We start from the raw sequence: 23,266 nt of genomic DNA, 5'->3' as shown, positions 1-23,266 counted from the left end.
TCACAGACTGCAGTGGTCCCGGACGAGGCCAGTCGAACAGCACTGATCGTGTCATTCAGGGAGACGAACCATGTTCAAAACTGCAGGTGTACGTTTCATGTGGCGTGTTTTTTCTGCGCTGTCGATTGTGTCGCTGGTTGCGTTGCTGGGAGCTTGTACGCATCCACCGACAGTGGGCCTCAGTGAGCCGAAAAGTTGGGTGGTGGAGAATGTTGCGAGTAAATCGACGGCGGAACTCTATGCGGATGTGATTAAGCCGGGGGTGTTTGAACGATCGAGCTCGAAGGTGATTAATGGGTATACCGTTGAAAGCGGGAACCTGCGGATGCCGGACATGTCTGTGGGATCATTGGTTACGGTTAGGTCGATAGATGGAGGGTTGACCGCGTTAGTTGGCGGAGGTCGTCATTCGGGAGGGGAATTACATATTGATAGCAAGGGAGTTGCTGTTTTTAATCCTCAAAGAGCTATTGACGGAAAAATTGATGATGTTTTGCCCCGTATTAATGAAAAGGTGAAAATGTCTCCGCGTTCGGATGAGTCTGAGCCTAAAGTCGTGGACATGCTAATCGGTTATTCAAAGGCGGCAGTTTTAGCTGAAGGCGGTGATGCTACGGCCAATGCGTTGGCATTAATCGAATTTATGAATTTGGTTCTTCGTAACTCCTTGGTTACTAGTGTTTCGTTGCAATTGGTCGGTGTTCAAGTAGTTGATACAGACTATCCGGTGTCAGGTGAAACAATGTCTCAATTTCGGACTATTTTTTATGAAGGCATTAAGCGTTTTGAACCGGATATGATTTATGGGATTTTTGTTTATAAAGGAGAGCCTATATACGGCACAGCGTATTCACACGGAGATATGGCGATTGGGTCGGCAAATATGCCTTGGGTGTTTTTACATGAATTTGGGCATAACGTTGGAGGTGGTCATTGTCACGAAGAAGGGGGCAGTTACAACTACGGTTTTAACAATGGAAGAAACGGCACCGCTTTATGTGGTGATAACACCCCTTATTATTCCAATCCGGACCTGCGAGATGAACATGGTCTACCGCGAGGTGACTCAGCCACTGCCAATATGGCCAGATACTGGCGCGAAAATGCCGAAAGGTTGTCCAGTTATGCAGTTTTTCTACCTAAAGCACCTACAGGTTTTCGCGATACTCCTGCAAGCCCCGGTGTAATTCGGTTTGAGTGGGGCCAATCACCGCGCGCGGTAAAATATGAGGTGTGGGGGCGGGACAGTGTATTGTTGCCGTATAAAAAACTCGGTGAAAGTGATTCGCTTAACGTGACGTTATCGAATGTTCCCAGTGGAACACGTCCTTATTATGTACTGGCGGTTTATGCGGACGGAACTACGTCGCCGAAAAGTAATGTTGTTTATGCAAAGCCATTTCAAGCGCTAAAGTAATTTTAATAGCCAACTTACCCATTCAGTGAAAGTCGACCTGTAATGCAACCAACATGACCATCAAAGTCATGTTGGTTGCAGTCTCGAAGTCAACGCAGGCTATCAACCATCTCTGCCATTGTCGTCAACACATCCTTGCCCAACTGCTTCGACCGCTTGCCCGACCAACCGGTCTCCGGGTTCGGGTGATCGTCATGATCCTTGAACGGCATTTCCAGGGTCAGGGACAGGCAGTCGTACTTCTCGCCAACTGCGTTGCAGGCCAAAGTCATGTTGGCCTTGCCCGGCTCGTCGCGGGTGTAGCCATGCTTGGTCTGGAAGTCCTTGGTGGTGTGCTTGAGGTGGTTGCGGAACTGTTCTTCGAGTTTGGCGATCCGCGGCGTGTAGCCCGGGTTGCCTTCGCAGGCGGCAGTGAAGACGTGGGGGATTTCCTCGTCGCCGTGGGCGTCGATGAACAGGTCCACGCCGTATTTTTCCATCTGCTGCTGGACAAAAAAGACTTCCGGGCTGGTCTCCGGGTTGGCGTTCTGCCAGGCGCGGTTCAGGTCCTGGCCCATGGCGTTGGTGCGCAGATGACCGTGGAAAGCGCCATCGGGATTCATGTTCGGCACCAGGTACAGGTCGGCACTGGCCAGCAATTTATTGAGCACCGGGTCGTCGCGGTGTTCCAGGCGTTCGATCACGCCTTCCATGAACCACTCGGCCATGTGCTCGCCCGGATGTTGCTGGGCAATGATCCAGATTTTGCGCTGGCCTTCGGCGCCGGTGCCTTTGCGCAGCAATTGAATATCACGACCTTCGACGCTCTTGCCGGTGGCCAGCAGTTCGGCGCCGGCCTTGGTTTGCGCCTGCTCGATCAGCCAGTCGTGGCGGCCACGGCTGTAGGGTTCGAAGTAGGCGAACCAGGCGTGGGTCTGTTCGGCTTCGAGGCAGAAACGCAGGCAGTCGCCTTCGAAAATGGTCGGGACCTGGAACCAGTTGACGTGATCGTAGGAAGCTCGGGCTTGATAGCCCGTCCAGGCTTTGTTGTAGGAGGACTGGCTGGCGTTGTTCAGGCGAAACCAGTGCTCCTGGCCAACGTGCAGGCCGCTGGCCTTGAAGTGGAACCACTGGAAATGGTTACTCTTGGTATCGGGACGGATCGCCAGCAGTGGCTTGAGCGGGTCGCTGAGGTCGATGACCTGGATGTTGCCGCTGTCGAAGTTGGCAGTGATATCAAGGGAGGATTTGGCCACGGTTGGGGTTCCTGATTGGATTTTTATGGCGGCTACTTTACACGTTAGGGAAGGGGAGAAAAAACGGTTCACCTGCCTGAGGCGAACTGGCCCCGCCACCCGACTCTTGCCGCAAAGTTCATGTCACAGCATAGCCACTGGCGGTGTTACCCCTCGCACCCTTTTGTGGCGGACGGGTGACAGCATGGGGCATTTCAACCCGCGACTGCCTGACGCATGTTGCCTGGGCAAAGCGGCCCGATTCTCGATTAAGTCAATCCAATCAAATACCTGCGCGCCGTGATTGAAATCTGGCATGCAAAGTGCTGGTTTGGCTTTATGGATAATTGGATACAAAAATACAAAATGTGCATCTGATGAAATTCGCTCCTGCCTATACCGAGCGCCAACCGGTGACCGCCGAGGAAGAGGCCTACAACTTTTTGCTGGAAGCCATTTGCAAGGGCCGTTACCGCACCGGTGAGCGATTGATCGCCGAGGACATCGCCGGAGAAATCGGCATGAGCCGCATGCCGGTGCGCGAGGCGTTCCGGCGTCTGGATGCCGATGGCCTGGTGACGCTGCGGCCCAATCGCGGCGCCATCGTCCGTGGCCTGAATGTCGATGAAATGCGTGAAGTGTTCGAGATGCGCAGCGCCCTGGAAGGACTGGCCATCCGCGTCGCCGTGACGAAGATGACCGAGCGCCATTTCAGTCATCTGGAGCGCCTGCTCGACGAGATGGACGACTACCGCGAAGACGGCGCCGAGTGGGTCAGCCGGCACCGCGCCTTTCATGAATACCTGTGCAGCCTGAGCGAACGCCCGCGCCTGATGCGGCAGATTTCGGCGCTGTATTCGGTGATCGAGCCGCACATGCGCCTGTGGCTGCAACACGCCGACAAACCCCGCAGTGCCCGGGATGAACACGCTTCGATTGTCGAAGCGTTACGCAGCGGCGACCCGGAAAAAGCGGCGGCGGTGGTGTGCGAGCACATCGAGGGCACCATCCCGCGGCTCATTCAGTTTCTCGAAGCTCACCAATAAAGAGCTCATCAATACAAAGCCCATCAATAGAAGAACAACCAGCCAACTGGAGTCATGCACCATGCACAAGCCTTGCGCGTTAGTTGCCGTGTTCACCCTGAGTCTGTGTTCGCAATGGGCGCTGGCCGCCCCCGAGTTACCCGAGCGGCTGAGCAAGAGCGAGAAAATCGTTTATTGCTCGGGCATGGATTCGCCACCGCTGGTGTCGTTTGACACCAAGCAGAAACCGGTCGGGCTGCAGGTCGACATGGGGGAGGCGATTGCCAAGCGCCTGGGGGACAAGAAGGTCGAATGGCGCATCTCGCCCTTCGCCGGATTGATCCCGGCGCTGCTGGCGCAACAGTGCGACATGATCGTCGACCAGTTGTTCGACAAACCCGAACGCCGTGAGGTGATCGATATCGTCAACTTCATGTACTCCAGCCAGTCCATCGTAGTGCCCAAGGGCAATCCGAAAGCGGTGAACACCCTGGAGGATCTGTCCGGGCTCAAGGTGGCGGTCAGTAACGGTTCGACCATCCGGGTGCTGCTGGGCAAGGAAAACGAAAAACTCGAAGCGGCCGGCAAGGCGCCGATGAAACTGGTGGTGTACAACGTCGACGCCGATGCCTTCCAGGCCTTGCGCATCAATCAGGTGGACGCCTTCGGCACCACGGTCGAATCCGCGGGCCACTATCAGAATCTGGCCCCGGACCTGTTCCAGTCGGCGGTGCCGGCGTTCAATCGCATCCTCACCGGTTTCGGCGTGCGCAAGAGCGATCCACAGCTGACGGTGGCGCTGACCGAAGTCCTGCAGGGCATGCGCGCCGATGGCAGTTACACCGCGCTCCTCAGTAAATGGCATGTCGACAGCGACAAACTGGACTGAGGACCAAGCGAATGAATTTCAATTGGGATGTGTTCTGGCAATACCTGTTGCAGCCCAGCGATGTGTACCTGACGGGGCTGTGGCTGACGTGCCTGATCAGCGTGTCGGCGATGCTGCTTGGTTGCGTGTTGGGGTTGATCGCGGCCCTGATGAAGCTGTCGAGTAACCCGTTGCTGCAATACCCGGTGCGCTTTTATGTCTGGCTGATGCGTGGCACGCCGCTGCTGGTGCAGATCGTGTTTTTGTACACGGCGTTGGCGGCGGGCGGGATTTTCCGCTTCGAAGACCTGGACCTTGGCTGGATCGTTGTGCCCGGCAATATCCAGGCAGCAATCATCGCCCTGGGGCTCAATGAAGGCGCGTACATGGCCGAGATCATCCGTGCCGGCATCGGTGCGGTGGACAAGGGCCAGTACGAAGCCGGACGTTCCCTGGGCATGACCTTTGCCAAGTTGATGCGGCGAATCGTTTTGCCCCAGGCCTTCCGGGTGATCGTGCCGCCGCTGGGCAACGAGTTCAACGTGATGCTGAAAAACACCACGCTGGTCAGCGTCATCGGGGTCCAGGAACTGCTGCTCAGTACGCAAATGGTCACCTCGGCGACCTTCCGGGTGTTCGAGTTGTACCTGGTGGTCGCCATCTACTTCCTCGCCCTGACCACACTCTGGGGCTTCTTCCAGCGCTGGCTCGAATCGCGCTTCGGCCAGTCGGATCGTCCGGCCCCGGCAGCCAATCGGATGTTCGGGCGCAACACCATGAAACTGTTGAGGGGGCGTTGAGATGGCGCACATGAGCGAAGAACTGGTCATCGAAGCGCTGGACATTCACAAGTCGTTCGGCGACCTGCAGATTCTCAAGGGCATTTCCCTGCAAGTACGACGCGGTGAAGTGGTGGTGCTGATCGGTGCATCCGGCTCCGGCAAGACCACCTTCATCCGCTGCATCAACCTGCTGGAGGAGATTCAGTCCGGGCAGATCCGCGTCGCCGGTCAGCCGATGGGCTATCGCACCCGCGCCGACGGCAGCCTGGCGCGGGATTCGGAGCGCAACATTGCTCGTCAGCGTCGGGACATCGGCATGGTCTTCCAGCGCTTCAATCTGTTCCCGCACATGACCGCGCTGGAAAACATCATCGAGGCGCCGATCCATGTGCTGGGTGTGGCGCGTGCGGCGGCGGTGGAACAGGCGCGGGCCTTGCTCAAGCGGGTCGGGCTGGCGGAGAAGGCTGATCACTACCCGTCGATGTTGTCCGGTGGCCAGCAACAACGGGTGGCGATCGCCCGGGCATTGGCCATGAAACCCCAGGCGATGTTGTTCGATGAACCCACCAGCGCCCTGGATCCGGAGACGGTGGGCGAAGTGCTGCAAGTCATGAAGGAGCTGGCCGAGGAGGGCATGACCATGGTCGTGGTCACCCACGAAATGGGCTTTGCCCGGGAAGTGGCCGACCGGGTGGTGGTGCTCGATCAGGGCGAACTGATCGAGCAGGGCCCGCCGGAGCAGATCTTCAGCCAGCCCAGCCATGCCCGTACCCGGGCGTTTCTCAGCCGCGTGTTATGAACCCGTCAAAAAACTTTTGTGTGAGCCTGCCATGTTCAAATTTTCTGCCCATGAGTACCCCTACGCCTCACAACGTCAAAGTGTCTTCGCCAGGCGCGGCATGGTCGCTGCCTCACAGCCGTTGGCGGCCGAGGCCGGGATCGAAATCATGCGTCGCGGCGGCAATGCCATCGACGCGGCCATCGCCACGGCCGCAGCGCTGACCGTGGTTGAGCCCACCGGTTGCGGTATTGGCGGCGACGCCTTCGCGCTGGTCTGGACGCAAAACAAACTGCACGGTTTGAGCGCCAACGGTGCCGCACCGCAGGCTTTGAGCATCGAGGCGGTGAAAGCCGCTGGCCATGAAAAGATGCCGTTGCATGGCTGGACGCCGGTGACCGTTCCGGGTTGCCCGTCGGCGTGGGCGGAGTTGTCCAGGCGTTTCGGTCGGCTGCCGTTTGCCGACTTGCTGCAACCGGCGATCAGTCTGGCGCGGGATGGTTTTCCCGTGTCGCCGGTGGTTGCCTTGCAATGGCAAACCGCGCTGGAGGATTTCACGCCCGATCGCGACGAGGTGCTTGAGAGCTGGTTCGACACCTTCCTGATCGAGGGCCGCGCGCCCCGCGCCGGTGATCTGTTCCGCAACCCGGCCCAGGCGCGAACCCTGAGTGAACTGGCAGCCACCGCCTGTGAAAGTTTGTACCGTGGCGATCTGGCGCAGCGCCTGGATGCGCACTCGCGCGCCACTGGTGGTTATCTGCGCGCCAGCGATTTGCAGGATTACCGCGCGCAATGGGTCGAGCCGATCAAGGTCAACTACCGTGGCGTCGATGTCTGGGAGATTCCTCCGAGCGGCCAGGGGCTGGTGGCGCTGATGGCGTTGAAGATCCTTGAAGGTTTCGACTTCGATCATCGTGACAGCCAGCAGACCTGGCACCGTCAGCTTGAGGCCATGAAGCTCGCGTACAGCGATGGCTTGCACTACATCACCGATCCGCAGCATATGCGCGTTGCCGTCGAAGACTTGCTCAGTGACCACTACGCCGACCATCGCCGGGCGCAGATCGGTGAGCAAGCGGTGGCGCCGCAGCCGGGCGATCCCCACGCCAGTGGCACTGTCTACCTGGCCACCGCCGACGCCGAAGGCAACATGGTGTCCTTCATCCAGAGCAACTATCACGGTTTCGGTTCCGGGGTGGTCTTGCCTGACAGCGGTATCGCTTTGCAAAACCGGGGTGAGGAATTCAGCCTTGATCCCGGGCATTCCAATTGCCTGGCGCCGGGCAAGAAGACCTTTCACACCATCATTCCGGGGTTCCTCAGCAAGGACGGTGTAGCGATGGGGCCTTTTGGCGTGATGGGCGGCTACATGCAACCGCAGGGGCACGTGCAGATGGTGATGAACCTGGTGGATTTCGGGCTCAACCCGCAAGCGGCCCTGGATGCGCCGCGCTGGCAATGGCTGGGTGGGTTGAAGGTCGGTATCGAACAGGACGCCTCACGCGACATGGCCGCGGCGCTCGCGCGTCGTGGGCACGGGGTGGAGGTTGTGTGTGATCTCACCAGTTACGGGCGTGGGCAGATCATCCTGCGTGATCCTGAAACCGGCGTGCTGTGTGGCGGGACGGAGCCGCGGACGGATTCGCATATTGCGGTGTATTGAACATGTAGGAGCGAGCCTGCTCGCGATGGTCGCTAACGATAACGCTGGGTGCCTGGTGCCCCGTGGCGTTAATCAGGGGTTCATCGCAAGCAGGCAAAAGGGGGGGGCGTCCTCCCTGACGCCGACGCAGCTTAGAGTGTATGCGATTGATTCTCAAGTGCTATCTACCATTACTTTGCCTCCGCGTTTCGAGGCCTGTCTTGCCAACAAAAAATCTTTTGATATGATCCGCGCCATCGAATTTGCGGCACCCAAAGACTTCATTAGCCTGAAGCTATAAGCCAGAAAACTGGCAAAAAAAGACCCGGCAAAAAGCCGGGTCAAAAACCGTGATTAGCCTGATGAGGAGATAGTCCAAGAGTCCGACCTAAGGTCCCTTGGTCCATCACTGATCTCGCGACCAGTTGTTGCAGTAATAATCATTCTCGTTTGCAAGTCAAACGTTTTTATCTGCGCGATTGGAAAATTCTTTCCAGTCCTCTGTTTTCCTCCCTTTCGTCTCAAACGTTCTGATACCTCTCAAGTGCCCGATCCACCATGGCTCTGGCCATGTCGATCATGTGCACAACCGAACAGGCCAGGTCCCGATTTGTGCCCTGCAATTGCCTGGCGGTTTCACAGGCCGTGGCGGCAGCGCAGCGCATCAGGTCCGTGGCATGCACCAGCGCCTCTTCGCCGCTGACATTGCGGTTCACATCAAAGAAACGTACTTCGCCTGCTTCTTCTGCAACGGCCGGTTTGAGGTAGTAGTCCAGCGCGCGCTGGGCGGCGGCGCAGCCCTGGGGAGAGGTCAGGGAAGTGTCAATCTGGATGTCAGGTAAATGGTCGGCGGGATGGGTCATGGTGATGGCAAGCTCCGTGATAGATTCAGATCCGTGAACTCATATTAGTACGATATGTATTTGTGACCATGTTTGAAATACTACATTTTGTGTTTTGTTGGCATGGGCCGACCCCGTATGGTGCCGCGCATGGATAAATGGATTGAATTGGTCAAGGCCAAGATGAGTGAACTCAAAATCACTCAGGAAGTACTCGCTGACCGCCTCGGGATGTCCCAGGGTGGCGTCGGCCACTGGCTCAATAAACGCCGCGAGCCGGGTCTGGAGGACATGAACCGGGTGTTGAAGGCCCTGGGCATGGACTTTCTCGAAGTGGCCCTGGTGATTCGCGAACCTTCGAGCGCGCCGGATGACGGGATTTCCCTGACGCAAAAGTACAACCCGTACTTTCGCTACCCGGTCAGCGACTGGCGGGAAACCGGGGAAGTGCGTGATGGCGAGCGAGGGGTGTACCGTTACGAGCTGTCTGACTATCACGCCCGGGGCGCAGCCTTCTGGCTGACGGTCACAGGTGATGCCATGACCGCACCCAGCGGCCCCAGCATTGCCGAGGGCATGTTGATCCTGGTGGATCCGGATATTGAAGCCGAACCTGGAAAACTGGTGATCGCCCAATGGCCGAATAGCAGCGAGGCAGTGTTTCGCAAGTTGATCGAAGAGGGCGGGCAGCGTTACCTGTTCCCGCTCAATCCGACGTATCCGAAAGCCCTGTTCACCGAGGAATGCCGAATCATCGGCGTGGTGGTTCAGGCAACTGCGAAATTCTGATCAGATCGGTCCACGCAGCGCGTAGGACCGATCTTCTTTTCAGGCCTCTTCAAACTCGACCAGCGCACTGCCTTCGCTGACCATCTCGCCTTCCTGGCAATACAGCGCCTTGATCACCCCGGCCTGGGGCGCGCGGATGCTGTGTTCCATCTTCATCGCTTCCAGCACCACCAGTTGCGCCCCGGCTTCGACCGATTGCCCGGCCTCAACCAGCACCCGCACGATGCTGCCGTTCATCGGTGCGGTCAGCCCGCCGTGATGGCTGTGACTGGCTTCAACGGCGCTGATCGGGTCGTAGGACTCGATGCGGCGCAGTTCACCGTCCCATTGCAGGTACACGAAATCACCGCGACGAATCACCCGGTGCTGGCGGCGCACGCCGTCGTGCTCGGTCAGCAACTGCTCGCCCTTGAGTTGCCCGATGTGGGCAGCAGGCGCGCCCAGGGTCAAGGCGCGGTCCTGGCCTTCACAGCTCAAGTGCAGGGTGATTTGCGCGGGCAGGCCGGCGCGGAAACCATTGCCGATCGCCCACGGCGAGCTCTGGTCATCGCGGCGTGGCGTCTTGTGCTGGCTCTGGGCAAAAGCCTGGGCGGCGGCTTGCCAGAATTCGTCGCTGAGTGCGGCAGGAGCCGGCAGCAACTGATCCTGGAAGCGCGGGATGAAACCGGTGTCCAGTTCGGCGGCGGCGAACGCCGGGTGCGCAATGATGCGGCGCAGGAAGTTGATGTTGGTCTTCAGACCGCCAATGGCAAATTCGTCGAGCATGCTCAGCAGGCGCAGACGTGCCTGTTCACGATCCTCGCCCCAGGCAATCAGCTTGCCGAGCATCGGGTCGTAGAACGGTGAAATCTCGTCGCCTTCCTCGACACCGCTGTCCACCCGGCGACCGGCGCCCGGCGCGGATTCGCGATACAACTCCAGGCGACCGGTGGCCGGCAGGAAATCATTGCCCGGATCTTCGGCATACAGCCGTACTTCGATGGCATGGCCAACCAGCGGCACCTGATCCTGGGTCATCGGCAGCGCTTCGCCGCGGGCCACGCGGATCTGCCAGGCCACTAGGTCGAGGCCGGTGATGGCTTCGGTGACCGGGTGTTCGACCTGCAGGCGGGTGTTCATCTCCATGAAGAAGAACTCGCCTCGGGCGTCCAGCAGGAACTCCACGGTGCCGGCACCGACATAGCCGATGGCCTGTGCCGAACGCACGGCGGCTTCGCCCATGGCCCGGCGCAGCTCCGGGCTCAGGCCGGGGGCGGGTGCTTCTTCGACGACTTTCTGGTGCCGGCGCTGAATCGAGCAGTCGCGTTCATTGAGATACAGGCAGTTGCCGTGCTGGTCGGCGAACACCTGGATTTCCACGTGGCGGGGCTTGAGCAGGTACTTCTCCACCAGCATCCGCGAATCGCCGAACGACGACAGGGCTTCACGCTGGGCCGAGGCCAGGGCTTCGGCGAGCTGGCTGACGTCTTCGACCACTTTCATGCCTTTGCCGCCGCCACCGGCGGTGGCCTTGAGCAGCACCGGGTAACCGATGCGTTCACAGGCGTCTCGGAAGGTGTCGAGGTCCTGAGCCTCGCCGTGGTAACCGGGCACCAGCGGCACGCCAGCGGTTTCCATCAGGGCCTTGGCCGCGGATTTGCTGCCCATGGCGTCGATGGCCGAGGCAGGCGGGCCGAGGAAGATCAAACCGGCGGCTTCGATTGCGCGGGCGAAGCCGGCGTTTTCCGAAAGGAAGCCATAACCGGGGTGGATCGCCTGGGCGCCGCTGGCCTTGGCGGCGGCAATCAGTTTATCGATCTGCAAATAGCTGTCGGCCGCCTTGCTGCCGCCGAGGTCAACGCGGATGTCGGCTTCGCGACTGTGGCGGGCATCACGGTCGGTGGCACTGTGCACGGCCACGGTGGTCATGCCCAGGGACTTGGCGGTACGCATCACGCGGCAAGCGATTTCGCCGCGGTTGGCCACCAGCAGGGTAGTGAGGACGGGGGCGCTCATCAACGCGACTCCTTGGTGGTGGTGTTGGCTTGCCAGCTTGGCGGACGTTTTTGCAGGAAGGCACGCAGACCTTCCTGACCTTCGGGGCTGACGCGGATCCGGGCGATGGCGTTTTCGGTGTAACGGCGCAGGGCTGGAAGCAACGAGCCGTCGCCGACTTCACGCAGCAAGTCCTTGCTGACGCGCATGGCCGCCGGGCTGTTGAGCAGCAGATTGTCGATCCATTGCTCGACCTTCTGCTCCAGGTCGGCCAGCGGATAGCTCTCCGACAGCAGGCCCAGTTCACGGGCCCGTTGCCCGCTGAAACGTTCGGCGGTCAAGGCATAGCGGCGGGTGGCGCGCTCGCCCATGGCTTGCACCACGAACGGGCTGATCACCGCCGGCGCCAGGCCGATGCGCACTTCCGACAGGCACAATTGCGCGTCATCGGCACCGATGGCCATGTCGCAGCAACTGATCAGGCCCACCGCGCCGCCGAAGGCCGCACCTTGCACCACGGCCAGGGTCGGGATCTTCAGTTTGGCCAGGTTGTACATCAACTCGGCCAGTTCCCGGGCGTCGTCGAGGTTGGTCTGGTAATCGAGTTCGGCCGATTGCTGCATCCAGGCCAGGTCAGCGCCTGCACTGAAATGCTTGCCGCGACCGCGCACCAGCAAAAAGCGCAGGTTTGGATCGCTGGCGACCTGGTCCAGGGCCAGGATCAGTTCACGGATCATTTCGGCGTTGAACGCGTTGTTCTTTTCTTCGCGGCTGAGCCACAAGGTGGCAAAGCCCCTTGGGTCGGTCAGCAGTTCGAGGGTGTTGAAGTCGCTCATATTGTCCGTCTCCACAACTCTGTTCTTCTGTAGGAGCGAGCCTGCTCGCGATTGACGCTCAAACAACGCTGGCTACCAGATGCCCCGCGTTTTCGTTGACGACCATCGCGAGCAGGCTCGCTCCTACAGGGTCGGGTCACATCCGGAACACGCCGAAGCGGCTCGGTTCGATTGGCGCGTTCAGCGACGCCGACAAGGCCAGCCCCAGGACATCGCGGGTTTGCGCCGGGTCAATGACGCCGTCGTCCCACAAGCGAGCGCTGGAATAGTAGGGGTGGCCCTGCTCTTCGTACTGGTCGAGGATCGGTTGCTTGATCTGGGCTTCCTGCTCGGCGCTGAAACCCTGGCCGCTGCGTTCGGCCTGCTCGCGCTTGACCTGTACCAGCACGCCGGCGGCCTGTTCGGCCCCCATCACGCCGATGCGCGCATTCGGCCACATCCACAGGAAGCGCGGATCGTAGGCCCGGCCGCACATCCCGTAGTTACCGGCACCGAAGCTGCCGCCGATGATCACGGTGAATTTAGGCACCTTGGCGCAGGCCACGGCGGTCACCAGTTTCGCGCCGTGCTTGGCGATGCCGCCGGCCTCGTACTTCTGACCGACCATGAAGCCGGTGATGTTTTGCAGGAACAGCAACGGGATGCCGCGCTGGCAGGCCAGTTCGATGAAATGCGCGCCTTTCTGCGCAGCTTCGGCGAAGAGGATGCCGTTGTTGGCGAGGATCGCGATCGGGTAGCCGTGCAGGTACGCAAAGCCACACACCAGGGTGGTGCCGAACAAGGCCTTGAACTCGTCGAACACCGAACCATCCACCAGTCGCGCGATCACTTCGCGCACGTCGAACGGTTGCTTGGCATCGGCCGGCACCACGCCGTACAGCTCGTCGCTGCTGTAGAGCGGGGCGATGGGCGTGCGTTGCTGTACCTGGCCGAGTTTCTGCCAATTGAGGTTGGCGACGCTGCGACGGGCCAGGGCGAGGGCGTGTTCATCGCTCTCGGCATAGTGGTCGGCGACCCCGGAAATCTTGCAGTGCACATCGGCGCCACCCAGATCTTCGGCGCTGACCACTTCACCGGTCGCGGCTTTCACCAGCGGCGGGCCGGCGAGGAAAATCGTCGCTTGCTCGCGGACCATGATGGTTTCATCGGCCATCGCTGGCACATAAGCGCCGCCGGCGGTGCAGGAACCCATGACCACGGCGATCTGCGGGATGCCCATGGCGCTCATGTTGGCCTGGTTGAAGAAGATCCGGCCAAAGTGCTCGCGGTCCGGAAACACTTCATCCTGACGCGGCAGGTTGGCGCCACCGGAGTCCACCAGATAGATGCACGGCAAGCGGTTCTGCTGGGCGATGGTCTGGGCGCGCAGGTGTTTTTTCACGGTCAGCGGGTAGTACGAACCACCTTTTACCGTGGCATCGTTGGCAACGATCATGCATTCGATGCCTTCCACGCGGCCGATCCCGGCAATGACACCGGCGGCGGGGACGTCTTCGCCGTACACCTCGTAGGCCGCCAGCTGGCTCATCTCCAGAAACGGCGAACCCGGATCGAGCAGGCGATTGATGCGCTCGCGGGGCAGCAACTTGCCCCGCGAGGTGTGGCGTTCCTGTGCTTTTGGTCCGCCACCCTGCTGCACCTGGGCGAGCAGGGTGTGCAGGGCGTCGACCTGTTTGAGCATCGCCGCGCTGTTGACGGCGAACTCCGCTGAACGGGGGTTGAGCTGGGTATGCAGGGTAGCCATGGGCAGCTCCGTTTAGCGGGTTTCGTTGAACAGTTCGCGACCGATCAGCATGCGACGGATCTCACTGGTACCGGCACCGATTTCGTACAGCTTGGCGTCACGCAGCAGACGACCGGCCGGGAATTCGTTGATGTAGCCGTTGCCGCCGAGAATCTGGATCGCATCAAGGGCCATTTGCGTGGCGCGCTCGGCGCTGTAGAGGATCACACCGGCGGCGTCCTTGCGGGTGGTTTCGCCGCGCTCGCAGGCCGCCGCGACGGCATACAGGTAGGCGCGGCTGGCGTTGAGCTGGGTATACATGTCGGCGACCTTGCCCTGGATCAGTTGGAATTCGCCGATGCTTTGGCCGAACTGTTTGCGGTCGTGGATGTACGGCACGATCAGGTCCATGCAGGCCTGCATGATCCCGGTTGGGCCGCCGGAGAGCACCACACGCTCATAGTCCAGGCCGCTCATCAGCACCTTCACGCCGCCGTTGAGCGTGCCGAGGATGTTTTCTTCCGGTACTTCGACGTCATCGAAGAACAGCTCGCAGGTGTTCGAACCGCGCATGCCCAGCTTGTCGAACTTGTTGCTGCGGCTGAAGCCTTTCCAGTCGCGCTCGACGATGAAGGCGGTGATGCCGTGCGGGCCCTTTTCCAGGTCGGTCTTGGCGTAGATCACATAGGTGTTGGCGTCCGGACCGTTGGTGATCCAGGTTTTGCTGCCGTTCAGAACGTACTTGTCGCCGCGCTTGTCGGCGCGCAATTTCATCGACACCACGTCGGAGCCGGCGTTCGGTTCGCTCATGGCCAGGGCGCCGATGTGCTCGCCGCTGATCAGCTTCGGCAGGTACTTGGTTTTCTGCTCGTGGTTGCCGTTGCGGTTGATCTGGTTGACGCAGAGGTTGGAGTGCGCGCCGTAGGACAGGGCCACCGAAGCCGAGCCACGGCTGATTTCTTCCATGGCCACGACGTGGGCCAGGTAACCCAGGCCGGCGCCGCCGTACTCTTCCGGCACGGTGATGCCCAGCAGGCCCATGTCGCCGAATTTGCGCCACAGGTCGGCCGGGAACAGGTTGTCGCTGTCGATCTGAGCGGCGCGGGGAGCGATCTCTTTGGCGACGAAGGACTTAACCTGATCGCGCAACATGTCGATGGTTTCACCGAGGGCAAAATTCAGGGATGGGTAGTTCATGGGGCACCTTTTGGCTTTTTTGTAGGGTGGGGAGGGCAGTGATCCGGCTCTCACCTTTACGTTAACGTAAGCCTGTGACGAATGGCTGTCAATCACCCTTTACGTTAACGTCAACTTGAGCGACAGTAGGGGCAGTTCAAGATAGAACGCGGACCCACATTGTGGCACCGCGAGCAGCCCATAAATAAAGACAATAGGGGTCGTCATGGATCAACCCAGTGCAAATCCGCAGCGCAGCTATACCCGTGGTTCCCAGGACAAAGCCTTGCTGGCGATGACCATCGGCCAGGCGTTCGATAACACGGTCGCGCAGTACCCGACCGGGGAGGCGCTGGTCGTGCGCCATCAACAGTTGCGCTACACCTGGCGGCAACTGGCGGAGGCCGCGGACCTGCACGCCAGGGCAATGCTGGCTCTGGGCATGCAGACCGGTGACCGCCTGGGCATCTGGGCGCCGAATTGCGCGCAATGGTGTATCACCCAGATCGCCACCGCGAAAATCGGCGTGATCCTGGTCAACATCAACCCGGCTTACCGCAGTTCCGAACTGGAATACGTGTTGAAACAGTCCGGCTGCCAGTGGCTGGTGTGCGCCGGCGCCTTCAAGACCTCCAACTATCACGCCATGCTGCAAGGCCTGGCGCCGGAACTGGTCGAGCACGCCATTGGTAAGTTGCAGAGCGAGCGCCTGCCCGACCTGCGGGGTGTCATCAGTCTGGATGCACAGCCTCCAAGCGGTTTCCTGCCATGGTCGCAACTGGCTGATCTGGCCGGCAGTGTGTCGGTCGAGCAATTGCGTGAGCGTCAGGACAGCCTGCATTTCGATCAGGCGGTGAACATCCAGTACACCTCCGGCACCACCGGTTTCCCCAAGGGCGCGACCCTCAGTCACTACAACATTCTCAACAACGGTTACATGGTCGGCGAAAGCCTGGGCTTGACCGCCGCCGATCGCCTGGTGATTCCGGTGCCGCTGTACCACTGCTTCGGCATGGTCATGGGCAACCTGGGTTGCATCACCCACGGCAGCACCATGATTTACCCCAACGATGCCTTCGATCCACTGCTGACCCTGAACACCGTCGCCGAGGAAAAAGCCACGGCGCTGTACGGCGTACCGACCATGTTCATCGCCATGCTCGATCAGCCGCAGCGTGCCGAATTCGACCTGTCGAGCCTGCGCACCGGGATCATGGCCGGCGCGACCTGCCCGATCGAGGTGATGCGCCGGGTCATCAATGAAATGCACATGAGTGAAGTGCAGATTGCCTACGGCATGACGGAAACCAGCCCGGTGTCGCTGCAGACCGGCCCGGCAGACGATCTGGAATTGCGCGTGACCACCGTGGGTCGCACCCAGCCGCAGCTTGAAAGCAAGATCATCGACGAGGCGGGTAATCCGGTGCCCCGTGGCACCATCGGCGAACTTTGCACCCGCGGCTACAGCGTGATGCTCGGTTACTGGAACAACCCCGAAGGCACCGCCGAAGCGATCGACCAGGCGGGCTGGATGCACACCGGTGACCTGGCGAGCATGAACGATGAGGGGTATGTGTGCATCGCCGGGCGCAACAAGGACATGATCATCCGTGGCGGCGAGAACATTTATCCGCGGGAGCTGGAAGAGTTCTTCTTTACCCATCCGGCCGTGGCTGATGTGCAGGTGATCGGTATTCCATGCTCGCGTTACGGCGAAGAGATCGTCGCCTGGATCAAGTTCCACCCCGGCCACAGCGCCACCGAGCAGGAGCTGCAAGCCTGGTGCAAGGAGCGCATCGCGCACTTCAAGACACCGCGTTACTTCAAGTTCGTGGATGAGTTCCCGATGACCGTGACCGGCAAGATCCAGAAGTTCCGCATGCGGGAGATCAGCGTCGAGGAGTTGTGCATTAACAAAGCCTGACTCATTCCCCTGTAGGAGCGAGCCTGCTCGCGATGGCGATTGAACATCCAGCAAGGATGTCGACTGATCCACCGCTATCGCGAGCAGGCTCGCTCCTACAAGTGGGCGGTGGTGAAAAATACAAACGCCAGACAGCACAAAGGGGAGCCGAAGCTCCCCTTTAATTTTGTCGTTGCGCGTGCTCTTTTTTTATTATTGAGGGTCGGTCTGTTGTTGTTTTTGGCAACCGTTGCCCTTTACCGCTGTTTTTGGCGATCCCCATCCGGGATCAAGAGCAAACGTATTTTTTTGAGCGCTGATCTACTTTCTCGCTTGGCGATCCAACCAGTTCGGGAGCTACCTGAAGGTAGTTTTATTGTTCTCTGCCTGGTTGCGGGTCACTCCGAAAAGCACCCTGAAAAGCACATCTTCTCCAAAAAAATCTGTTAGCTGCGTCTCTGCCGTGTTGTTTTTGTTATGTCAGAGTCGTTACGTCTTGTTTTTATTAGGTGTGTCGCATTTTTTTATTCTTGTTATGCCATAGAGATAGCAGGAGCCGTGCCAACTTTTAAAAATCCTTTAAAATCAATAACTTAATATTTTATAGGATTTTTCTCTCAGGTAAACCCTGACAATTTGTTTCCGTGTTACTCGCTTTTCCCCACGTTTCCGATGTCGCGGTAACACACGGCGGTGTCGTTGCACTCAATGTGCGCTACGGGCCTTGGCGACACGGGAACCACTCGGGCGACCCAGTACGGCGCTGATTTGCTGGCCGGCGCGAATCAGGGCGTCCAGGTCGATACCGGTCTCGATGCCCAGGCCGTTGAGCAGGTACACCACGTCTTCAGTGGCCACATTACCGCTCGCGCCCTTGGCGTAAGGGCAGCCGCCGAGCCCGGCGATGGAGCTGTCGAACACCGAAATGCCTTCCAGCAGGCTGGCGTAGATGTTGGCCATGGCCTGGCCGTAGGTGTCGTGGAAATGCCCGGCGAGCTTTTCCCGCGGTACATCGGCCGAGACCACCTCGAACATCCGGCGGGTGGCGCCAGCGGTACCGGTGCCGATGGTGTCGCCCAACGAGACTTCGTAGCAGCCCATCGCATAAAGCTCGCGTGCAACCCTGGCAACCTGCTCGGGGGCGACCTGACCTTCATAGGGGCAGCCCAGCACGCAGGACACGTAACCGCGCACGGTTACGCCGTGCTGTTTGGCCGCGTCCATGATCGGCACGAAGCGCTCCAGGCTTTCGCTGATCGAGCAATTGATGTTGCGCTGGGAAAACGCCTCGGACGCTGCGGCGAACACCGCGACTTCCTTGACCCCGGAGGCGAGGGCGTCTTCAAAACCGCGCAGGTTGGGTGCGAGTGCACCGTAGGTCACGCCGGGTTTGCGCTGGATCTGTGCGAAGACGTCGGCCGAACCCGCCATCTGTGGCACCCATTTGGGCGAAACGAAACTGCCGACTTCTATATAGCCAAGGCCCGCAGCCGTGAGCGCATCGACCAGTTGCACCTTGTCGGCGACGCTGATGGGTTGGGCTTCGTTTTGCAGGCCATCGCGTGGGCCGACTTCGACAAGGCGTACTTGGGTGGGGAGGGACATGGGGTTGGACCTGTGCGGGTTGTCTGGATGTTCGATGAACCCTGTAGGAGCGAGCTCTGCTCGCGATGGACTTCCAGACACCGCGTTTATCCAGGCAGCGCAGGTCATCGTTATCGACCATCGCGAGCAGGCTCGCTCCTACAAGGGGCGGTGTGGGCTACTGGATAGATTCCTGGCTCTTGAGCGTCTGCTCCAGCGCCTGCACGCAGCGCTCTTCAGCAGTATCAAGCTCCAGTTTCATCTGTTCGATGTCGAGCAACTGCTGTTCCAGCTGAGCCCGACGCTCGCTGATTTTTGCCAGCATGCTGTGCAGCTGCTTGGTGTTACCGCTGGACGGGTCGTAGAGCTCGATCAGTTCACGGCATTCGGCCAGGGAAAAACCGATGCGCTTGCCCCGCAGGATCAGTTTCAGGCTGACCTTGTCACGGGGCGAATAGATGCGTTCCTGGCCCCGGCGCTCGGGGCTGAGCAGGCCTTGCTCTTCATAGAAGCGAATGGCCCGGGTGGTGATGTCGAGCTCGCGGGCGAGGTCGGAAATGCTGTAGGTCTGGCTGCTCATGGACGCGCTCACGAAAGGTCATGGCGCTAAGCTAAAGGCAGGTTGACGTTTACGTCAAGGGGCAGGTTTTTCGGTGGACTTGCTGGCCTCATCGCGAGCAGGCTCGCTCCTACAGGGGATCTATGCAGTACACAGATTTCGTGTTCACAGCAAATCCTGTATGAGCGAGCCTGCTCGCGATGAAGGCGCTGCGGTCTAGAGCCTTACACCTTCTCCAGCTTCTTCTCATGCGCAGTCACCTGCTGGCACAACTCGATCATCTGCTCGCGCATCCAGCGGTTGGCCGGGTCCTGGTCGGTGCTTTCGTGCCAGTAAAGGTGGGTTTCGACCGGCGGTACATCATTGACCGGCAGGTTGAAGGCGTGCAGATCGTTACGGCGGGCGAAACGCTCCGGCACGGTCATCACCATGTCGGTCTGCTGCATCACCTGGGAGGCCATCAGGTAATGCTGGGAGCGCAGGGCGATCTTGCGCTGAATGCCCATCTTGCCCAGCGCGAGGTCGACATAACCCAGGCCGCTGCGACGACTGGAAATATGGATGTGGGTCAGCCCCAGGTATTCATCGAGGGTCAGCTTTTCCTTGCCCGCCAGCGGATGGCCCTTGCGCATGGCGCACACGTAGCGGTCTTCCATCAACTTGACGTGACGCACTTGCGGGTCGGTGTTGAGCGGCGCATCCACGGCGAAATCGAGGCGACCGGCTGCCAGTTCCTTGGTGGTCTCGCGGCGTTTGGACAGGAAGCTCTCGATGATCACAGTGGGCGCCAGGCGGCGCAGGCGCTGGAACAGCGGTGGCAGGATCACCGCCTCGGTGAGGTCGGTCATGCTGATGCGGTAGGTCTTGACCGCCTGCTGCGGGTTGAAGATGCGGCTTTCCTGTACCGATACCCGCAGCAGCGACAGCGCGTTGCGCACCGGGCCAATGATGTTCTGGGCCATGGGCGTGGGCACCATGCCCTGGGCGGTACGCACGAACAGCGGATCGTTGAAGGTCTCGCGCAGGCGCGCCAGAGCGTTGGATACCGCGGGCTGGGTGATGCCGACGATCTGCCCGGCGCGAGTCAGGTTGGCTTCGGTGTAGATCGCGTCGAAGACGATGAAAAGGTTGAGGTCGACCTTGCTCAGATTCATGCGCTGCACTCTTGTTATTAGGGCTTTTTGATCGGACCCGGAGGTCTTGGCAATCAGCCGATCATATATCGGTGATGAATGTTAATACACGCCGAGAATAGGCTAGGTAAATTTTCGTAGCTGTTCTAGCATCGATTGCATGAACTAAACAACTCCTTTGACCCCAGCAAAAAAGGTAGATCTGCTCATGGATTTCGCTTATTCGCCCAAGGTGCAAGAACTGCGCGAACGCGTGACTGCGTTCATGGACACCTACGTTTACCCCGCCGAAGCCGTGTTCGAGCGCCAGGTCGCCGAGGGCGACCGCTGGCAGCCGACGGCGATCATGGAAGAACTCAAAACCAAGGCCAAGGCTGAGGGGTTGTGGAATTTGTTTCTACCTGAGTCCGAACTCGGCGCCGGCCTGACCAACCTCGAATACGCGCCATTGGCGGAAATCATGGGCCGCTCGCTGTTGGGCCCCGAGCCCTTCAACTGCTCGGCGCCGGACACCGGCAACATGGAAGTGCTGGTGCGTTACGCCAACGAGGAGCAGAAACAGCGCTGGCTCGAGCCCCTGCTGCGCGGCGAGATCCGCTCGGCGTTTGCCATGACCGAACCGGACGTGGCGTCCTCCGATGCCACCAACATGGCGGCCCGTGCGGTGCGCGATGGCGACGAGTGGGTGATCAACGGCAAGAAATGGTGGACGTCCGGCGCCTGCGACCCACGCTGCAAGATTTTGATCTTCATGGGCCTGAGCAACCCGGATGCACCGCGTCACGCCCAGCACTCGATGATCCTGGTGCCGGTCGATACCCCCGGGGTGAAAATCCTGCGTCCGTTGCCGGTGTTCGGTTACGACGACGCGCCCCACGGTCACGCGGAAGTGCTGTTCGACAACGTGCGGGTGCCGTACGAAAACGTCCTGTTGGGTGAAGGACGGGGCTTTGAAATTGCCCAGGGCCGCCTTGGCCCGGGCCGGATTCACCACTGCATGCGTTCGATCGGCATGGCCGAGCGCGCGCTGGAACTGATGTGCAAGCGTTCGGTGGAGCGCACGGCGTTCGGCAAGCCTTTGGCGCGTCTGGGCGGTAACGTCGACAAGATTGCCGACTCGCGGATGGAGATCGACATGGCGCGCCTGCTGACGCTGAAAGCGGCGTACATGATGGACACCGTGGGCAACAAGGTGGCCAGGAGCGAGATCGCGCAGATCAAGGTGGTGGCGCCGAATGTGGCCCTGCGGGTGATCGACCGGGCGATCCAGATTCATGGCGGGGCAGGGGTGTCGAACGACTTCCCGCTGGCCTACATGTACGCCATGCAGCGTACCCTGCGCCTGGCCGATGGCCCGGACGAAGTGCACCGCGCGGCGATCGGCAAGTTCGAGATCGGCAAGTACGTGCCGAAAGAGATGTTGCGTAGCGGGCAGTAATACCCTAGAGCCCTCATCGCGAGCAAGCTTTGCTCCCACAGGTTCGGTGTGAACCTTGTGGGAGCAAGGCTTGCCCGCGATGGCGTCGTCAGGCTCACCACAACTACATCAGATTCAATACACCCAAACCTCAACCCGCCGATTCTTGATCCGACCTTCATCTTCGCTGTTGGCTGCCACCGGCATTTCCGCGCCGAAGCCGCGCACCTCGCGCAACACCACCCCACTTTTCACCAGCTCCCGCCGTACCGCCATGGCACGCAGTTTCGACAACAGGTCAGCGCGGGCCGGGTCGCTCTTGGCATCGCCAAAGCCCACCAGCGTGACCCGGCGATCGTTCTTGTCATGCTGCTTTATATAGTCGAGCACTCGCGTCAGGTCTTGGCGGGCCTTGTTGTCGAGGGTGGCGCTGCCTTCTTCGAAGCGGAAGTTCACCGACAACCGCTGGGCATGGCGGCTCAGACCCTGGTAGCCCTCGGGCATCAGCGCATTGGGCGTGACGGCCATGGCTTGCACGGTCTGGGCGATGAATCCGTTGGCGGCGACAATCGCCTGGCCCTGGCTGCTCTGGGCGAACGCCACCAGCGCCTCGGCCCAAGGGTTATTCCCGGCGGGCGGCAGATAAAGGAAAAGACGGCGGGACAAGGGATAGTCTTCGGTGGCGATCAGATTGTTCAACGGCAGCATGGCCTGGGATTGGCCATCGACAATCGCCACCGCCTTGGCCTGGCGCACGTAGGGCAGGCCAATGAAACCGATGCCTTGCGGGTCCTGGCTGATCGCATCGGACAGTTGCTCGCTGGATTCGAAGCGTTTTGCGGTGCTGCTCAGGGTTTTCCCGTGACCGCTCAAGACCAGCTCCTTGAAGGTGTCATAGGTGCCGGACTGATCGTCGCGCGCATACAGATGAATCGGCCCGCCGCTGCCACCGACTTCTTCCCAGGTTTTGACTTCACCGCTGAAAATCCGCGCCAATTGCACGGTGTCGAGTTGGTTCAGCGGGTTTTGCGGGTGAAGAATGATCGCCAGGCCATCGATGGCAATGACCTGCTCGGCGCCGGGGTTTTTCAAGTCGCCCAGGGCTTGCAGCTCGGTCAGCTCGCGATCCTTGATCGGGCGGGATGAGGCGGCGAGATCGGCGGTGCCGTTTTTCAGCGCCGTGAAGCCGGTGCTGGAACCATGGGCTGCCAGCTCCACTTCGATCCGGCGTCCCTGAGCGGTTTCGCCGACGATGCGCAGCTCATTGGCAGTGTCCGGGGTTTCACTGTGGATCTTGACCAGGCCCTGTTGGCGCATCAGGCCCTGGACCAGCGCCGGGCCCAATGCTGCGCCGATGGTGTTGGAACCGTGGATGCGCAGCGCCGACCCTTGTTCGGGTGTCGGCAGACTACTGGCCGAAGCCGTCAGCGGCAGCCAGTTGCAGAGCATCAACAGGAACAACACGCGCAGCGTCATGCCGGCACCTTCTATAGCCAATGAGAGTGCCGGGAGAATAAGTCAGTAACATGTCTGAAATATGACGGTTTTCAATGTGGGAGCGAGCCTGCTCGCGATGGCGGTTCTACAGTCACTACAACTGTGTT

20 protein-coding genes are annotated in these 23,266 nt (G+C 60.0%); 10 read left to right on the top strand and 10 right to left on the bottom strand.

The window, feature by feature from the left end:
- Positions 1 to 70: 70 nt before the first annotated feature.
- Complete coding sequence (locus DKY63_RS08955; RefSeq protein ID WP_110963784.1) at positions 71 to 1,417, top strand: hypothetical protein; 1,347 nt, start codon at positions 71 to 73, stop codon at positions 1,415 to 1,417.
- A gap of 89 nt (positions 1,418 to 1,506) precedes the next feature.
- On the opposite strand, the gene DKY63_RS08950 is transcribed toward DKY63_RS08955, so the two are convergent.
- Positions 1,507 to 2,652 (bottom strand): M14 family metallopeptidase, encoded by a 1,146-nt coding sequence (locus DKY63_RS08950; protein ID WP_204354314.1) that lies wholly within the window; start codon positions 2,650 to 2,652, stop codon positions 1,507 to 1,509.
- 356 nt (positions 2,653 to 3,008) lie between these two features.
- Here DKY63_RS08950 and DKY63_RS08945 point away from each other — a divergent pair, with 356 nt between their 5' ends.
- The 5 genes from DKY63_RS08945 (at position 3,009) to DKY63_RS08925 (ending at position 7,747) form a co-directional block, all read left to right on the top strand.
- Positions 3,009 to 3,677 (top strand): GntR family transcriptional regulator, encoded by a 669-nt coding sequence (locus DKY63_RS08945; protein ID WP_110963783.1) that lies wholly within the window; start codon positions 3,009 to 3,011, stop codon positions 3,675 to 3,677.
- 61 nt (positions 3,678 to 3,738) lie between these two features.
- Entirely contained in the window at positions 3,739 to 4,545 is an 807-nt protein-coding gene (locus DKY63_RS08940) for an ABC transporter substrate-binding protein (RefSeq protein WP_110963782.1), read from the top strand.
- An 11-nt stretch (positions 4,546 to 4,556) separates the two neighbouring features.
- Entirely contained in the window at positions 4,557 to 5,324 is a 768-nt protein-coding gene (locus DKY63_RS08935; protein ID WP_110963781.1) for an amino acid ABC transporter permease, read from the top strand.
- Position 5,325: 1 nt separating this feature from the next.
- On the top strand, positions 5,326 to 6,105 hold the full coding sequence (locus tag DKY63_RS08930) for an amino acid ABC transporter ATP-binding protein (RefSeq protein ID WP_110963780.1): 780 nt from the start codon (positions 5,326 to 5,328) through the stop codon (positions 6,103 to 6,105).
- A gap of 31 nt (positions 6,106 to 6,136) precedes the next feature.
- A complete protein-coding gene (locus tag DKY63_RS08925) occupies positions 6,137 to 7,747 on the top strand; it encodes a gamma-glutamyltransferase family protein (protein WP_110963779.1) in 1,611 nt (536 codons plus the stop codon).
- Positions 7,748 to 8,247: 500 nt separating this feature from the next.
- On the opposite strand, the gene DKY63_RS08915 is transcribed toward DKY63_RS08925, so the two are convergent.
- Positions 8,248 to 8,589 carry a DUF6124 family protein gene (locus DKY63_RS08915; RefSeq protein ID WP_110963777.1) on the bottom strand — a complete coding sequence of 114 codons (342 nt, stop codon included), beginning with the start codon at positions 8,587 to 8,589 and terminating at the stop codon, positions 8,248 to 8,250.
- A gap of 129 nt (positions 8,590 to 8,718) precedes the next feature.
- On the opposite strand from DKY63_RS08915, the gene DKY63_RS08910 reads away from it, so the two are divergent.
- Positions 8,719 to 9,357 (top strand): LexA family protein, encoded by a 639-nt coding sequence (locus tag DKY63_RS08910; protein ID WP_110963776.1) that lies wholly within the window; start codon positions 8,719 to 8,721, stop codon positions 9,355 to 9,357.
- A gap of 39 nt (positions 9,358 to 9,396) precedes the next feature.
- On the opposite strand, the gene DKY63_RS08905 is transcribed toward DKY63_RS08910, so the two are convergent.
- The 4 genes from DKY63_RS08905 to DKY63_RS08890 all read right to left on the bottom strand — a co-directional run bounded on the left by DKY63_RS08905 (position 9,397) and on the right by DKY63_RS08890 (position 15,087).
- Positions 9,397 to 11,352, bottom strand: coding sequence for an acetyl/propionyl/methylcrotonyl-CoA carboxylase subunit alpha (locus DKY63_RS08905; RefSeq protein ID WP_110963775.1), 1,956 nt, complete (start codon positions 11,350 to 11,352; stop codon positions 9,397 to 9,399).
- Positions 11,352 to 12,167 carry a gamma-carboxygeranoyl-CoA hydratase gene (locus tag DKY63_RS08900; RefSeq protein ID WP_110963774.1) on the bottom strand — a complete coding sequence of 272 codons (816 nt, stop codon included), beginning with the start codon at positions 12,165 to 12,167 and terminating at the stop codon, positions 11,352 to 11,354. Before DKY63_RS08900 ends, DKY63_RS08905 begins: the two co-directional genes overlap by 1 nt.
- A gap of 136 nt (positions 12,168 to 12,303) precedes the next feature.
- Positions 12,304 to 13,911 carry a carboxyl transferase domain-containing protein gene (locus DKY63_RS08895; RefSeq protein WP_110963773.1) on the bottom strand — a complete coding sequence of 536 codons (1,608 nt, stop codon included), beginning with the start codon at positions 13,909 to 13,911 and terminating at the stop codon, positions 12,304 to 12,306.
- A 12-nt stretch (positions 13,912 to 13,923) separates the two neighbouring features.
- Positions 13,924 to 15,087, bottom strand: a complete 1,164-nt coding sequence (locus DKY63_RS08890) for an isovaleryl-CoA dehydrogenase (RefSeq protein ID WP_110963772.1) — start codon at positions 15,085 to 15,087, stop codon at positions 13,924 to 13,926.
- Positions 15,088 to 15,292: 205 nt separating this feature from the next.
- On the opposite strand from DKY63_RS08890, the gene DKY63_RS08885 reads away from it, so the two are divergent.
- Together DKY63_RS08885 and DKY63_RS32650 are read left to right on the top strand one after the other, a co-directional pair.
- Entirely contained in the window at positions 15,293 to 16,990 is a 1,698-nt protein-coding gene (locus DKY63_RS08885) for an AMP-binding protein (RefSeq protein WP_110963771.1), read from the top strand.
- A gap of 39 nt (positions 16,991 to 17,029) precedes the next feature.
- Entirely contained in the window at positions 17,030 to 17,419 is a 390-nt protein-coding gene (locus DKY63_RS32650) for a hypothetical protein (RefSeq protein ID WP_239499388.1), read from the top strand.
- Between the two features lie 255 nt (positions 17,420 to 17,674).
- Here DKY63_RS32650 and DKY63_RS08875 read toward each other — a convergent pair whose 3' ends face one another.
- The 3 genes from DKY63_RS08875 to DKY63_RS08865 all read right to left on the bottom strand — a co-directional run bounded on the left by DKY63_RS08875 (position 17,675) and on the right by DKY63_RS08865 (position 20,266).
- Entirely contained in the window at positions 17,675 to 18,574 is a 900-nt protein-coding gene (locus DKY63_RS08875) for a hydroxymethylglutaryl-CoA lyase (RefSeq protein WP_110963770.1), read from the bottom strand.
- A 157-nt stretch (positions 18,575 to 18,731) separates the two neighbouring features.
- Positions 18,732 to 19,133 (bottom strand): MerR family transcriptional regulator, encoded by a 402-nt coding sequence (locus tag DKY63_RS08870; RefSeq protein WP_110963769.1) that lies wholly within the window; start codon positions 19,131 to 19,133, stop codon positions 18,732 to 18,734.
- A gap of 203 nt (positions 19,134 to 19,336) precedes the next feature.
- A complete protein-coding gene (locus tag DKY63_RS08865; RefSeq protein ID WP_110963768.1) occupies positions 19,337 to 20,266 on the bottom strand; it encodes a LysR family transcriptional regulator in 930 nt (309 codons plus the stop codon).
- A gap of 187 nt (positions 20,267 to 20,453) precedes the next feature.
- Between DKY63_RS08865 and DKY63_RS08860 the strand changes: the two genes are divergently transcribed.
- Complete coding sequence (locus DKY63_RS08860) at positions 20,454 to 21,683, top strand: acyl-CoA dehydrogenase (protein ID WP_110963767.1); 1,230 nt, start codon at positions 20,454 to 20,456, stop codon at positions 21,681 to 21,683.
- Positions 21,684 to 21,797: 114 nt separating this feature from the next.
- On the opposite strand, the gene DKY63_RS08855 is transcribed toward DKY63_RS08860, so the two are convergent.
- Positions 21,798 to 23,138, bottom strand: a complete 1,341-nt coding sequence (locus DKY63_RS08855) for a substrate-binding domain-containing protein (RefSeq protein ID WP_110963766.1) — start codon at positions 23,136 to 23,138, stop codon at positions 21,798 to 21,800.
- Between the last annotated feature and the right edge of the window lie 128 nt (positions 23,139 to 23,266).

It is taken from the genome of Pseudomonas putida, from assembly GCF_003228315.1.
Taxonomy (GTDB): Bacteria; Pseudomonadota; Gammaproteobacteria; order Pseudomonadales; family Pseudomonadaceae; genus Aquipseudomonas; species Aquipseudomonas putida_S.
This window is presented reverse-complemented; position numbering and strand designations above follow the sequence as displayed.

Coding starts and splice junctions, on each gene's coding strand:
- DKY63_RS08955 (WP_110963784.1), top strand. CDS start 71: ATGTTCAAAACTGCAGGTGTACGTTTCATGTGGCGTGTTTTTTCTGCG.
- DKY63_RS08945 (WP_110963783.1), top strand. CDS start 3,009: ATGAAATTCGCTCCTGCCTATACCGAGCGCCAACCGGTGACCGCCGAG.
- DKY63_RS08940 (WP_110963782.1), top strand. CDS start 3,739: ATGCACAAGCCTTGCGCGTTAGTTGCCGTGTTCACCCTGAGTCTGTGT.
- DKY63_RS08935 (WP_110963781.1), top strand. CDS start 4,557: ATGAATTTCAATTGGGATGTGTTCTGGCAATACCTGTTGCAGCCCAGC.
- DKY63_RS08930 (WP_110963780.1), top strand. CDS start 5,326: ATGGCGCACATGAGCGAAGAACTGGTCATCGAAGCGCTGGACATTCAC.
- DKY63_RS08925 (WP_110963779.1), top strand. CDS start 6,137: ATGTTCAAATTTTCTGCCCATGAGTACCCCTACGCCTCACAACGTCAA.
- DKY63_RS08915 (WP_110963777.1), bottom strand. CDS start 8,589: ATGACCCATCCCGCCGACCATTTACCTGACATCCAGATTGACACTTCC.
- DKY63_RS08910 (WP_110963776.1), top strand. CDS start 8,719: ATGGATAAATGGATTGAATTGGTCAAGGCCAAGATGAGTGAACTCAAA.
- DKY63_RS08905 (WP_110963775.1), bottom strand. CDS start 11,352: ATGAGCGCCCCCGTCCTCACTACCCTGCTGGTGGCCAACCGCGGCGAA.
- DKY63_RS08900 (WP_110963774.1), bottom strand. CDS start 12,167: ATGAGCGACTTCAACACCCTCGAACTGCTGACCGACCCAAGGGGCTTT.
- DKY63_RS08895 (WP_110963773.1), bottom strand. CDS start 13,911: ATGGCTACCCTGCATACCCAGCTCAACCCCCGTTCAGCGGAGTTCGCC.
- DKY63_RS08890 (WP_110963772.1), bottom strand. CDS start 15,087: ATGAACTACCCATCCCTGAATTTTGCCCTCGGTGAAACCATCGACATG.
- DKY63_RS08885 (WP_110963771.1), top strand. CDS start 15,293: ATGGATCAACCCAGTGCAAATCCGCAGCGCAGCTATACCCGTGGTTCC.
- DKY63_RS08875 (WP_110963770.1), bottom strand. CDS start 18,574: ATGTCCCTCCCCACCCAAGTACGCCTTGTCGAAGTCGGCCCACGCGAT.
- DKY63_RS08870 (WP_110963769.1), bottom strand. CDS start 19,133: ATGAGCAGCCAGACCTACAGCATTTCCGACCTCGCCCGCGAGCTCGAC.
- DKY63_RS08865 (WP_110963768.1), bottom strand. CDS start 20,266: ATGAATCTGAGCAAGGTCGACCTCAACCTTTTCATCGTCTTCGACGCG.
- DKY63_RS08860 (WP_110963767.1), top strand. CDS start 20,454: ATGGATTTCGCTTATTCGCCCAAGGTGCAAGAACTGCGCGAACGCGTG.
- DKY63_RS08855 (WP_110963766.1), bottom strand. CDS start 23,138: ATGACGCTGCGCGTGTTGTTCCTGTTGATGCTCTGCAACTGGCTGCCG.